Genomic DNA, 12,203 nt, shown 5'->3' with positions numbered 1-12,203 from the left:
ATGCACCTGCTCCTTCGTTTTCCCGTGGCCCAGCCGCCAGCTATGGTGGCAGCGGGCTTCACCCGCGAGCTGTTTGTGGCCCTGGCCCCGCCGTTTCCGAAGTTTCATTTGCTGCGCTACGATGGCTCCCGCACCGGCGATACCGTGGCCATTGAACTGCAAGCTGGCCCCAAGCGCTGGCGCTGGACTTCCCTCATTACGGACAATGGCGTGCTGCCCGATGGCACGCACTTTTTTGTGGATGAGGGTCAGGTTTTGCCCGCGCCGCTGCGGCAGTGGCGGCACCGCCACCTCATCGAGCCCGCGGCGGGCGGCGGCAGCGTCATTGTAGAGGACATCACCTTCAGTACCGGCCGCCGCTGGCTCGACTGGCTACTTCGGCCCGCCATGTGGGCGCAGTTCAAGTTGCGCGGGCCAGTGTACCGGCGTTGGTTCAAGTAGGGCGAACTTTGTAGTTCGCACCGAAGCCAACTCTTTTGACTGGCTGGCCTTTTGCCCGTGCGCTTTTCTTTAAATCCTCTGCCATGCCCGCCACCATCGTCCTCAAGCCCGGTAAAGACCAGTCGCCCCGCCGCCGCCATCCCTGGGTATTTTCGGGCGCCATTGCCAAGCTCAAGGGCGAGGCCAAAGAGGGCGATGCCGTGCGCGTAGAAGCCTCGAATGGTGAGCTGCTGGGCACGGGGCACTTCTCGCCGGGCGGCTCCATCGCGGTGCGTTTGTTCGACTTTGGCCCTGAAGCCCAGCTGCCTAGCCCCGCTTTTTGGGAAAACAGCCTGCGCAATGCCTACCAGCTGCGCCAGCGCCTGGGGCTAGCCGCGCCAGGCGGCACTACCGATGTGTACCGCCTCACGCACGGCGAGGGTGATGGCCTGCCGGGCCTCATCATTGATGTCTACGGCGACACGGCCGTTATTCAGGCGCACAGCCCAGGCATGTACTTTGCCCGCCACGAGGTGGCCAGCGCCCTGCAAGCGGTGCTGGGCGAGCGCCTGCGCGCCATCTACGACAAGAGCGCCGAAACCGTGCCCGCCCAGGCCGTGCCTGATGCTCAAAACGGCTACCTTTTCGGCGAAAGCAGCGGCCGCGAGCATTTGGTGACCGAAAACGGCCAGCAATTCGCCGTGGATTGGGAAACCGGCCAGAAGACCGGCTTCTTCATCGACCAGCGCGACAACCGCGCGCTGCTGGCCCGCTACGCGCCCGGCCGCCGCGTGCTCAATACCTTTTGCTACACCGGCGGCTTCTCGGTGTATGCGCTGGAGGCCGGGGCCAGCCTCGTACACTCGGTCGATGCCAGCAAAAAAGCCATCGAGCTGACCGACCGCAACGCCCAGCTCAGTGGCCACGCCGAGCGCCACGCCGCCTACGCCCAGGATGTGCAGCACTTTTTCAAAAACCCGGTGAGCGAAGAGCCCTACGACCTCATTATCCTCGACCCGCCCGCCTACGCCAAGCACCTCAGCGCCCGTCACAACGCCCTGATGGGCTATAAGCGCCTCAACCTGGCCGGCCTGCGCCACCTGGCCCCGGGCGGGCTGCTGTTTACGTTTTCGTGCTCGCAAGTGGTTAGCCCCGAGCTGTTTGAGGGCGCGGTGCTGGCCGCCGCCATCGAGGCCGGGCGCCCGGCACGCATCCTGCACCGCCTCACCCAGCCCGCCGACCACCCGGTGAGCTTGTTTCACCCCGAAGGCGCGTACTTGAAGGGCCTAGTGCTGGCGGTAGAATAACCTAGCGAAGAGTAAAACCGCCCGTCATGCTGAGCTTGCCGAAGCATCTTGGTCGAACCGTTAGACTTGCCAAGATGCTTCGGCAAGCTCAGCATGACGGGCGGTTTTATACCGTAGCGACTACCGCCGGCCGAATGGGCGTGGGCCGGCGCTGGTCGTCCACGGCCACGAAGGTGAAGGAGCCCGTTACGGCCAGCAGGCGCTCTTCGGAATACATCTGCTCAACGAACAGTTCGACCCGCACTTGCAGGCTGGTGGTGCCCACGCGCACCACATTGCCGATTAATTCGACTAGGGTGCCGCCGGGAATGGGATGGGTAAAATCGACCTTATCGGACGACACCGTGACCATTTTGAGGCGCGAAAACCGCGTGGCCGTGATGAAGGCCACCTCGTCCATCATGTGCAGGGTGGCCCCGCCAAAAAGCGTGTCGTAGTGGTTGACAGTATTCGGGAAAACGGCTTTAAAGATGCGCGTTTCGGCGCGGGCAATCTGGTCGGCAAGGGCTAACATAAGCAAGTTTTGAGAAGTGACGGCCCAGCGCCCGACCTGCTCCTTACTTGCCCTAATCGCCTCATGCAGACCTAGCTACGCCCCGCCCAGCGGCCGCCCCGGGCAGCCGCTGGCCTGCCGGCGTGCCAAACCTGATGCGGAGCCCCAAAGCGCGGAGGAAGCATCAAATGGCGGCCGGCAGGTCTCCTGACTTTGTGCCGGCCGGCCGCCCATCCTTCTCAGCCGGCCCGGGGGCTAGCCAATGGAAAACTATGGGGCGGTGGCCACAAATGGCACTTACAGTAGCGCGTCTGTGCGGGAGTTTCACCCGCTTCCCTTTTCATTCCGGCCCGTTGGGAAACAGGCCAAAAACCGTCCGCTGGTTAATTTTTTAAAATCGAAGCAGCTGTAAACCGCCGCGAAGGTAGGGCGGGCCGCGGCGGCGGGCGGTATTTTCGCCCGCGTCGGGCAACTTCTACCCCGGCCGCAGCGGTTACTAGCCTAGTGTTTACGAAAAAGAAAACTTCGCCCTCGCGCCAGCCGGTGGCCATCATCGGGGCCGGCGTGGCGGGGCTGGCGGCGGCGGCGCGCCTGGCCGTGGCCGGGCACCCGGTTACGGTATTTGAGGCCAGCCCGTCGTTTGGGGGCAAGATGCACCAGTTCAGCCTGCCCGGCGGCTACCGCTTCGACGCCGGCCCGTCGCTGTTCACTTTGCCGCAGTTGGTGGATGACATTTTCCGCCTCGCCCACCGCAACCCGGCCGATTATTTTCGCTACGAGCGGCTGGACCCCATTACCAACTACTTTTTTGCCGACTGCACGCGCCTCACCGCCTGGGCCGACCCTAGCCAGTTTGCGGCCGAGGTCGAAGCCAAGCTGGGCGTGCCGGCCACGCAGGTTACGCAGTTTCTGGCCCGTAGCGGCAAGGCCTACGACGCCACCGCGGGCACGTTCCTGCACAAGTCGCTGCACAAAGCCGACACCTACTTCAGCCCCGAAACCCTGAAAGCCGTTGCCGCCCTGCCCTCGCTAGGCCTCACGGGCACCATGCACGCGCGCCACGAAAAAGCCTTTTCCAGCAACCCGCGCCTGGTGCAACTCTTTGACCGCTACGCTACTTACAACGGCTCCGACCCTTACCAGGCGCCGGCCACGCTCTCGCTCATTCCGCATTTGGAGCACGGCATCGGGGCGTTTTACCCCGAGGGCGGCATCTACGCCATTGCCAGCAGCCTGCACCGGCTAGCCGAGGAGTTTGGAGTGAAATTTCGCTTTAACGAACCCGTGCGCGAGATTCTCACGGCTGCCGGCCTCGTCACGGGTTTGCGCACTGACCTCGATATCTATGATTTCGGCGTGGTGGTGAGCAACATGGATGTGGTGCCCACCTACCGCCATCTGCTGCCTAGCCAGCCAGCCCCCGAGCGCACGCTGGGGCAGCCGCGCTCGTCGTCGGCGCTCATTTTTTACTGGGGCATCGGGCGCGAATTTCCGGAGCTTGATGTGCATAACATCTTCTTTTCCAAGGATTACAAAGCCGAGTTCGACGCCATCTTCCAGCAAAAAACTGTGGCCGACGATGTAACGGTCTACGTCAATATCACGAGCAAAAAAACGCCCACTGATGCCCCGGCCGGCCACGAAAACTGGTTTGTGATGGTGAACGTGCCGCACGACCAGGGCCAGGACTGGGCCGCCCTCACGGCCCAAACGCGCCGCACGGTGCTAGCCAAGCTCAGCCAGGCGCTGGGCACTGACCTTGAGCCTCTTATCCAGGCCGAGAAAACCTGGACGCCCCCCGGCATTGCAGCCGACACGTCGTCGTTTGGCGGCGCGCTCTACGGCAGTTCGAGCAATAATGCACTGGCCGCTTTTTTGCGACATCCCAATTTTTCGGGCCGGCTAGCGGGGCTGTACTTTTGCGGCGGCTCGGTGCATCCGGGCGGCGGCATTCCGCTGTGTTTACTTTCGGCCAAAATTGTCGCCGAACTCATTGCTTCTTAAGTTATGAGTTAGCAATTATGAGTTATGAGTTAGTGTAGCTAATGCACTGTAGGTCAACTCACAGCTTTTAATTCATAACTCATAACTCCTCACCTATGGAGTTTTCAAATTTACCCGCCCCGGCGGCGTCTCCCGGCCGGGTACGGCTGGCCCAGGGGCTGGTACTGCTGTTTCACATCACCGGCTTTGTGGGGCTGGCCTTCAGCCAGGACAAGGCTTTTTACCTCCAGTACACGCCCCTCACGCTGCTACTGACGGTGGGTTTGCTGCTGATTTTTCAGCCCGGGCGCAATCTGTCGTTCTGGCTGATGGCCATGCAGGTTTTTCTGCTGGGCATGGTGGCCGAAGTGGTGGGCACCAATACCGGGCTGCTGTTTGGGCACTACACCTACGGCGCCACGCTAGGCCCGCAATACATGCACACGCCCTGGCTCATCGGCCTCAACTGGCTGATGGTGACCTACCTGGGTGGCATGCTAGCGGCCTACTTACCCGTGTCGCGGCCGGTGCGCGTGCTGGTAGCTGCTATTCTCATGGTGGGCCTCGACCTGTGCCTGGAGCCCATTGCGGGCCGCTACGATTTCTGGCACTGGACCGGCGACGTGGTGCCGCTGCGCAATTTCCGCGACTGGTTTTTGCTGGCGCTTTTCCTGCAAGTGCTGTTCGTGCGCACGCCGTTCCCGAAGCGCAACCCGCTGGTGCCGCTGGTATACCTGGTGCAGCTGCTATTCTTTTTTGGCCTGAGCCTGCTCAATCCCTAATTACGAAATTTTCCGGATAGCCCCGTTGTTTACATAATTGGGGCAGTTGAAGCGCTGGCTGACACCTAACACCCAGCTACTTCGCTTTCAGCAAATTATCACACCGATTATTTTCTACAACGCCCCGTCGCTGGCCCTGGTAGCCGGCTGGCGGGGCGGTTTTCTTTATGAAGAATATCCTCTTCTTTGGCGATAGTCTCACGGCTGGCTACGGCCTGCCGGCAGCCGACAGCTTCCCGGCCCGCATTCAGGAGAAACTCGACGCAGCCGGCCTGGCTTTCCGGGCCTTCAACTACGGCGTGAGCGGCGAAACCAGTGCCGGCGGGCGCCAGCGCCTGGCCAGCGTGCTGGCGCGCCAAGCACCCGATATTTTCGTGCTGGCCCTGGGAGCCAACGACGGCCTGCGCGGCATTCCGGTGCGCGAAACGGTGGCCAACCTGCGGGCTATTCTGCACGAGGTGCGGCGCCAGTTTCCGGCGGCTCAGCTGGTGCTGGCGGGCCTCGATTTTCCGTTTGACCTGGGCCCGCTGGGCTTACCTGGCCTGGGGCGCTACGCCCAGGATTTCAGCGCATTATTCCGCACCCTGGCCGAGGCCGAAGGCGTGGCTTTCGTGCCCTCGCTGCTGGCCGGCGTGCTAGGCCGCCCCGAGTTGAACCTGCCCGACCGCGTGCACCCCAACGCCGCCGGCCAGCGCCTGCTGGCAGCCAATGTATGGGCCGTGCTGGAGCCCCTGCTCCAGGTAGCGGCCTAGCTGAGTACTCTAATTATTGCAAAAGCCCGGTTGCAGCTAGCTGCAACCGGGCTTTTGGTATTGTACCAGAGACGGGACTCGAACCCGTACGCTCGTGAAAGCAAGGGATTTTAAGTCCCTCGTGGCTACCATTACACCACTCTGGCTCAAATAGTTAAATATTGAGCAATGCTATTTGCAAGCGCTAATAAAACAGAAAAGACGTTGCAAATAAGCAACGTCTTTTCTGTTTTGGAGCGGGAGACGAGGTTCGAACTCGCGACCTCGACCTTGGCAAGGTCGCGCTCTACCAACTGAGCTACTCTCGCTTGAGGTTTGTTCGCCGTAGTGGCGATTGGTGGTACAAAGGTAGACAAAAGCGGGCAGCGCGCAAGTGGCGGGCACTATTTTTTCGTACTACGGCAGCTTGTAGCTTCATTTTCAAGGCGAAAAATTTTCGCAGTTCAATACTTGGCGCGGTTCAGACATTTTTTGGGGGTTGCCAAATCCAGTCGGCTAAGCCCCGCCGTAGGTGAGGCAGGTTCCATCCTCAACTATTTTTTCTTTCCCCTTACCCATGAAATTCTCTTTTGCAACCCTCGCCATTGTGGCACTGCTTGGCACGGCCGGCGTTCAAACGGCTTCGGCCCAGAAAGCCAAGACCGTGATGGTGGGCGGCGCCCCAATGTACCCCACGAAAAACATCATCGAGAACGCTGTTAACTCGAAAGACCACACCACGCTGGTAGCTGCCGTGAAGGCCGCCGGCCTGGTGGAGACGCTGTCGGGCCCCGGTCCTTTCACCGTATTTGCGCCTACCAACGAGGCTTTTAACGCCCTGCCTGCCGGCACGGTCGAAACCCTGGTGAAGCCCGAAAACAAGGCTACCCTCACCAAAATCCTGACCTACCACGTGGTATCGGGTAAGATGACGTCGGCCGACCTGATGAAGGCTATTAAGGCCGGCGGTGGCTCGGCTAAGCTTACTACGGTGCAGGGCGAAACCCTGACGGCCATGATGAAAGGCAAAAATATTGAGCTGAAAGACGAAAAAGGCGGCATTGCCCAGGTAACCATTGCCGACGTAATTCAGAGCAACGGCGTGATTCACGTAGTGAACAAGGTGCTGATGCCCTAAGTATGAGTACGGGCTAATAATTAGCTCGGCAAAAAGCCGGCTGCTCTACTAGGGCAGCCGGCTTTTTTTAGGCCCGGTGGTGGGGTTGCGACTGTAAGCAGTAATCAGTAATTTGGAGCCATCCAAAGTTATACTTCTTTCTTTTCCCACCCACTCTATGATTCTTTCTACTCGTTATTGCTTTTATGCCTTTTTCCTGATGACAGGCAGCCTTTTGCTTGCCCAGCCGGCTAGCGCGCAGCGGCTGCGAGAAACAAAATACGAAAAAGGCTTTCTTACCAAAGGACAAAAAACTGGCATCTGGGAATACTACGGCTACACGCCCTCGCACGAGAAAGTGGTGGTGCAACGCTACGATTACGATGCCCACCAATTACTGTATTTTCGGCCGGGGCCCGACATTACGTGCCACACCGAGGTAAGCCCCGGCAAGTGGAGCTACGTGCGGCCCGACCAGCCGCCGCTGTTCATTGGCAGCGACGCGGCCCTGGCCGAGTACACAAGCCGGCTCAGCTACCCGGAGGCGGCCCAGGCGCGTAATATTCAGGGTAAGGTGGTGGTCGCCTTCGTGATAGATACGCTAGGGCACCTCAGCAACTACCGCCTGGTGCAGCGCATTGGGGGCGGCTGCGACGAGGAGGCCCTGCGCGTGGCCCGCACCGTGCCCGAGCAATGGATACCGGCCCGTATGGGCCGCCGCGCCGTGGCCGTGGAGTACGAGCTGCCGCTGAACTTCCGGCTGGCGCAGCCTTAAGCGGGCCGCAGCCGTATGTTGGCGCCATGAAAACTGCTTCTCTTATGCCTTGGCTGAGCCTGGGCATGGCCCTGCTGCTGGCCGGCTGCGACTCGACCCCGCGTGAGCGCCAGGAAATAGTGCGCCAGGAAATGACCAAGCTGGACACGGCTGCCCACAATACCGGCCGCACGCTGCGCCGCCTGGGACGCCAAACGGCCCGCTTCGACTCGGCCAACCACGCGCGCCGGGCGGTGCCGCTCGCCACCTCCAAGCAAAAAATAATGGACCAGGCGCTGCTCGGCAGCTACGCCGACCAGGTGGCCAGCCTCACCCCGGCTACCATTGCGGGGGCTTATGGCGAGCTGCTGCGCGCCACCCGCGTGCGCCAGGCCGGCTGGCAGGCCCGCGACTGGGACTACGCCCAGGACACCTACCGTCGCCTGAACGCGCAGCTAGCCCGCATCCGGCTCGATTTGCCGGCTCGCGAGGAGCTGCGCATCCGGGCGTGGCAGGCCGAGTTTACGGCGCTGCGCGCCAAGCGCACAGCCCGCGACCTGCACGCGGCCACTAAAAAGTAGCCAGCTTTGTTTAGCAGGCAGGCCCGCCGGCGCTAGCCCCAAATCTTCATGCGGGATGGTGGTACTTTGCGGTAGCAAGCTGGCCGACACTTTTTTATGACCACTGATTTTACGCCGCCCAAGTCGGAGAATATTATCGTGCTCGACTCTTTCTACGAGCCGCTGGCGGCGCATTTGGCGCGCACGCAGCTGGAGGCGGCCGGTATTCCGTGTTTTCTGACCAACGAAAACCTGGTGTCGCTCAACCGCATGTATAGCCCGGTGGCGGGCGGCGTGCGGCTGCACGTGTACCAGCGCGACGCCGCCCGGGCGGCCGAAGTGCTGCGCCCGCCCGTGGTGATGCAGGCCGTGCGCGGCGGCCAGGCCGACCCAGCCGCTAGCCCCCCCGATGCCCTCACCTGCCCCCGGTGCGGCTCGGCCGAAGTGGCGACCGATGCGGCGGCCCAGCCCGGAGCGGCGCACTGGTTTGTGGCGCTGCTGTCGCGGCTGCGGCGCTACCCCTTGCAGGGCCGGGCGCACCACTGCTTTCACTGCGGGCTGAATTTTTGAGGCCGGGCTAGCCCTAACTTTTGCGGGGACATCCGGCTTTATGCTGGCATGGAAAAACACCCGCAACAAGTCGCCCTCATTACGGGGGCCAACAAGGGGCTAGGCCTCGAAATAGCCCGCCAGCTCGGCCAGCAGGGCCTCACGGTAGTGCTAGGGGCCCGCGCGGGCAAAGCCGCCGCGCCCGCCGCCGAGCTGCGCGCCCAGGGCCTTGACGCGCACGACGTGACCCTGGATGTAACGAGCGCCGAGGAAATTGCCACCCTGCCCACGTTTTTCGAAACGCAGTTTGGCCGCCTCGATGTGCTCGTGAACAATGCCGGCGTGCAGCTCGACCAGGGACCCGACGTGAGCCCCGACACCCTGCGCCAGACTTACGAGGCCAATGTAATTGGGCCCTACGCCATTACGCAGGCGCTGCTGCCGCTGCTGCGGCAGGCGCCGGCCGGGCGCATCGTCAACCAGAGCAGTATTCTGGGCTCGCTCACGGCCATCAGCCAGGGGCAGGGCGGCAGCTGGGCTACGCCGGGCTATACCTCCTCGAAGGCAGCGCTGAACATGCTGACGGTGGTGCTGGCCCAGCACCTGGCCGATACCGCCATCAAGGTCAACGCCGCCCACCCGGGCTGGGTTAAAACCGACCTAGGCGGCGACAACGCGCCCCTGAGCGTAGCTGAAGGTGCCAAAACGGCCGTGCGGCTAGCCCTGCTGCCCGCCGATGGCCCCACCGGCGGCTACTTTCACAACGATGGACACCTGCCCTGGTAGGCCAGCTATACGAGGCTAGCGGGCGGCGGCCACCCGGCGGGTGCGCGGGCGTAGTGGTGTGAGGGCCTTGGGGCGCGGGGCGGGGCGGCGCACCGTCACGGGCAGGGGAGCCTTGGCCAGGCGCCCGCGCTCAAGCAGCCAGGCGTGCAGGTACTCAAGGCCTTCGGGTGAGAAAGCGGCTTGGCGCTCGCCGGCCACGATGGGCCACTTGGTGGGGTCATCCTGAAACAGGTGGTTGACGCCCCCTAGCCGGTGCGCCTGCACCGCCTGGCCCGACTGGCGCAAGCCCTTCTGCAACAACGACATATTGCGGCCGGCGGCCACCTGCAAATCGGCCGTGCCGTTGAGCAGCAGCACTGGGCAGCGCACCAGTGCCAGGCGGTTGGTAGGGTCGAAGTCGAAGAAGTAGCGCGACCAGGGCGAGGTAAGCTGCGCGGCCCGGGCGCGGGCCATGGGCTCGTCGAGGGCGGTATTGCTGCTGCGCAGCAGCGTAATGATTTTGGCCCGGGCGGCGGCCGTGTTGGGCGTTTGGCGCACGGTTTCGACCAAGCGGTCAAACAAGCCCTGGGCGGCTTTCACCTGCGCGCCGTCGGCCCCGATGAGGCGCATAATCTCGCCCTGCTGGCGGCGCAGCACATCGCGCCCCGGCTGCCCGGAGGCGGCCAGCGCCACCACGAAGGCCGGTGCCTCGAGCGGCTCGGCGGCGGCTAGCAGGGCCACGTTGCCGCCCTCGCCGTGGCCGAGCAGGCCTACCTGCTGCGGAGCAATGAGCGGCTGGTCGCGCAGAAAGGTGAGCGCCGCACGGGCATCGGTCACGAAGTCGGCGGTGGTAGCGCGGGTGAAATCGCCGCCCGACTTGCCCACGCCCCGGTCGTCGTAGCGCAGCACGGCAATGCCGTGCCGGGTGAGGTAATCGGCGAGCATGCCAAACAGGCGGTAGCCCTGCCAGTCGGCGTCGCGGTCCTGCGGCCCCGAGTCAGACACCAGGGCCACGGCCGCAAACGGCCCCTCGCCGCTCGGGATGGTGAGCGTGCCGCTGAGCTTACTCTTCGCCACGGGGTTGTAGAACGTCACTTCCGACTCGCGATAGGGCGGCGTGAGGCGGAGCTTTTTGGTGGCCTGGGCGGCGGCCGGGGCCGTGCCGCGCGCCAGGGTCAGCGCGGTTTTGAGGCCGGGCTGCTGCCAGGTGCCTACCAGCTTATCGCCGCCGGCCAGCACTTTACCTTCAAAATGACTGCCGGCCTGCTCCACGCGCAGCACCAGGTTATCGTCTTTCAGCTCTACCTCCACGGGCATGCGGTTGATGCGCTGCTGCGGCACATCGAGGGCGGCGTAGTAGGTGCCGTTGCTAAGCGGCACAATGGTGATAAGCAGCGTGAGCGTGCCGCCCGGCACCTGCAATGGCCCCTGCCATTGGCCATTAAGGCGGGGCGGGTCGCCAGGAGCTGGGTAGCCAGGCACCGCGTATGCACAGCGGTTGGCAAACGTAAGTAGCGCAAGGAAAAGTAATAATTTTTTCATAAAGTTTAACTCTACCGGGAACGCACTTCACTAACCGCGTAAACCGTCGCAAAATACCAGCAAAGCCTCATTTGCAGACTTATCACATCGATAAATTATGATTCAGCCACCTATACCGGACCCGGTTTTATACTACTTGGCCGCAGCCCGTGATGCTCCCAATTGGCCGGGTCAGCGGGGTAAATGGGGCAAGATGGCCGGCTAGCCGTGCCGCGCGGTTTTACGTAAGCTGACCATTCCCTTTTAGCCTTTTCTACTATGCCTACCCGCACCAAGCCTGCTGCCCCGCCCAAGCGCCCCACCGCCAAGGACATGAAGGAGCACGCCCAAAAACTGCCTTACCCGGCCAAGCAGGCCGACATGAAGTTTCAGCCCCAAAGCAGCTTGGCTGCCTACCGCGCCGCCGGCAAGCTGGAGGGAAAAATTGCCCTTATCACCGGGGCCGACTCGGGTATTGGCCGGGCCGTGGCCGTGGCGTTTGCCAAGGAGGGCGCCGATGTGGCAATCCTTTTCAACGAAAACCAGGTGGATGCCCAGGAAACCAAGCACCTCGTAGAGCAGGAAGGCCGCAAGTGCCAGGTGCTGCAACTTGATGTGCGCGACCGCGAGCAGGCCTTCCAGGCCGTGCGCCTGGTGCGCCAGGAGCTAGGCGGCCTGAATATTCTGGTCAACAACGCGGCCTTTCAGATGGCCCAGGAGAAGTTTGAGGACATTCCGGAAGCCCAGATTCGCCGGGCTTTCGACACCAACATTATGGGCTACATGTGGATGGCGCAGGCCGCCATTCCGCACCTGCAAAGCGGCGACTGCATCATTAACACGGGCAGTATCGTGGGCATTGTGGGCATCCCAATCTTGGTGGATTATGCCTGTACCAAGGCGGGCATTCACGCCCTCACCAAGTCGCTGGCGCTGTACTTGGGCGAGCGCAACATTCGGGTGAACTGCGTGGTGCCGGGGCCGGTGTGGACGCCTAACATTCCGGGCACCATGCCAATGAATGAAATTGAAAAATTTGGGCACGAAGTGGCCCTTAAGCGCCCCGGCCAACCCGAGGAGCTAGCCCCGGCCTACGTGCTGCTGGCCTCGCAGGACGGCTCATTTATGACCGGCGCGCTGGTGCACGTGACGGGCGGCAAGCTGAGCAGCGACGAATAAGTAAACTTCTGAAAACTGCTAAACTTCTGGCCGATTTTGCCG

Annotated in this window: 13 protein-coding genes, 2 tRNA genes and 1 riboswitch; of the genes, 11 read left to right on the top strand and 4 right to left on the bottom strand. The window is 62.4% G+C overall.

Features of this window, described 5'->3' with window-relative positions:
- Together Q5H89_RS12170 and Q5H89_RS12165 are read left to right on the top strand one after the other, a co-directional pair.
- Positions 1 to 441 carry an SRPBCC family protein gene (locus Q5H89_RS12170; protein WP_305019589.1) on the top strand — a complete coding sequence of 147 codons (441 nt, stop codon included), beginning with the start codon at positions 1 to 3 and terminating at the stop codon, positions 439 to 441.
- An 83-nt stretch (positions 442 to 524) separates the two neighbouring features.
- Entirely contained in the window at positions 525 to 1,727 is a 1,203-nt protein-coding gene (locus Q5H89_RS12165; protein ID WP_305019588.1) for a class I SAM-dependent rRNA methyltransferase, read from the top strand.
- Positions 1,728 to 1,833: 106 nt separating this feature from the next.
- On the opposite strand, the gene Q5H89_RS12160 is transcribed toward Q5H89_RS12165, so the two are convergent.
- The gene (locus tag Q5H89_RS12160; RefSeq protein ID WP_305019587.1) at positions 1,834 to 2,241 is read right to left on the bottom strand and encodes an acyl-CoA thioesterase; all 408 of its coding nucleotides are present in this window, start codon (positions 2,239 to 2,241) and stop codon (positions 1,834 to 1,836) included.
- A gap of 159 nt (positions 2,242 to 2,400) precedes the next feature.
- Positions 2,401 to 2,612: riboswitch (cobalamin riboswitch) on the bottom strand.
- 112 nt (positions 2,613 to 2,724) lie between these two features.
- Here Q5H89_RS12160 and crtD point away from each other — a divergent pair.
- From crtD to Q5H89_RS12145, 3 genes are all read left to right on the top strand, one after another.
- Positions 2,725 to 4,224 carry a 1-hydroxycarotenoid 3,4-desaturase CrtD gene (crtD, locus tag Q5H89_RS12155; protein ID WP_305019586.1) on the top strand — a complete coding sequence of 500 codons (1,500 nt, stop codon included), beginning with the start codon at positions 2,725 to 2,727 and terminating at the stop codon, positions 4,222 to 4,224.
- A 95-nt stretch (positions 4,225 to 4,319) separates the two neighbouring features.
- On the top strand, positions 4,320 to 4,985 hold the full coding sequence (locus tag Q5H89_RS12150; protein WP_305019585.1) for a carotenoid biosynthesis protein: 666 nt from the start codon (positions 4,320 to 4,322) through the stop codon (positions 4,983 to 4,985).
- 167 nt (positions 4,986 to 5,152) lie between these two features.
- Positions 5,153 to 5,737, top strand: a complete 585-nt coding sequence (locus Q5H89_RS12145; RefSeq protein ID WP_305019584.1) for an arylesterase — start codon at positions 5,153 to 5,155, stop codon at positions 5,735 to 5,737.
- A gap of 63 nt (positions 5,738 to 5,800) precedes the next feature.
- Here the strand turns inward: Q5H89_RS12145 and Q5H89_RS12140 are convergent.
- Positions 5,801 to 5,883: transfer RNA gene (locus Q5H89_RS12140), tRNA-Leu, on the bottom strand.
- A gap of 86 nt (positions 5,884 to 5,969) precedes the next feature.
- Positions 5,970 to 6,045 (bottom strand) — tRNA-Gly (locus tag Q5H89_RS12135).
- 248 nt (positions 6,046 to 6,293) lie between these two features.
- Between Q5H89_RS12135 and Q5H89_RS12130 the strand changes: the two genes are divergently transcribed.
- The 5 genes from Q5H89_RS12130 to Q5H89_RS12110 all read left to right on the top strand — a co-directional run bounded on the left by Q5H89_RS12130 (position 6,294) and on the right by Q5H89_RS12110 (position 9,482).
- Positions 6,294 to 6,854 (top strand): fasciclin domain-containing protein, encoded by a 561-nt coding sequence (locus tag Q5H89_RS12130; protein ID WP_305019583.1) that lies wholly within the window; start codon positions 6,294 to 6,296, stop codon positions 6,852 to 6,854.
- A gap of 157 nt (positions 6,855 to 7,011) precedes the next feature.
- Entirely contained in the window at positions 7,012 to 7,608 is a 597-nt protein-coding gene (locus Q5H89_RS12125) for an energy transducer TonB (RefSeq protein WP_305019582.1), read from the top strand.
- Positions 7,609 to 7,634: 26 nt separating this feature from the next.
- On the top strand, positions 7,635 to 8,168 hold the full coding sequence (locus Q5H89_RS12120; protein WP_305019581.1) for a hypothetical protein: 534 nt from the start codon (positions 7,635 to 7,637) through the stop codon (positions 8,166 to 8,168).
- A gap of 96 nt (positions 8,169 to 8,264) precedes the next feature.
- Positions 8,265 to 8,717 carry a putative signal transducing protein gene (locus tag Q5H89_RS12115; RefSeq protein WP_305019580.1) on the top strand — a complete coding sequence of 151 codons (453 nt, stop codon included), beginning with the start codon at positions 8,265 to 8,267 and terminating at the stop codon, positions 8,715 to 8,717.
- Between the two features lie 48 nt (positions 8,718 to 8,765).
- Positions 8,766 to 9,482: an SDR family oxidoreductase gene (locus Q5H89_RS12110; RefSeq protein WP_305019579.1), complete on the top strand. Its 717-nt coding sequence runs from the start codon at positions 8,766 to 8,768 to the stop codon at positions 9,480 to 9,482.
- A 15-nt stretch (positions 9,483 to 9,497) separates the two neighbouring features.
- Here Q5H89_RS12110 and Q5H89_RS12105 read toward each other — a convergent pair whose 3' ends face one another.
- Complete coding sequence (locus tag Q5H89_RS12105; protein WP_305019578.1) at positions 9,498 to 11,003, bottom strand: alpha/beta hydrolase family protein; 1,506 nt, start codon at positions 11,001 to 11,003, stop codon at positions 9,498 to 9,500.
- Between the two features lie 258 nt (positions 11,004 to 11,261).
- On the opposite strand from Q5H89_RS12105, the gene Q5H89_RS12100 reads away from it, so the two are divergent.
- The gene (locus tag Q5H89_RS12100) at positions 11,262 to 12,161 is read left to right on the top strand and encodes an SDR family oxidoreductase (RefSeq protein WP_305019577.1); all 900 of its coding nucleotides are present in this window, start codon (positions 11,262 to 11,264) and stop codon (positions 12,159 to 12,161) included.
- Positions 12,162 to 12,203 lie beyond the last annotated feature (42 nt).

The sequence above is a fragment of the Hymenobacter cheonanensis genome (assembly GCF_030581075.1).
Taxonomy (GTDB): domain Bacteria; phylum Bacteroidota; class Bacteroidia; order Cytophagales; family Hymenobacteraceae; genus Hymenobacter.
Note: the sequence above shows the minus strand (reverse complement) of the source record. Positions and strands in the feature narration are given on the sequence as shown.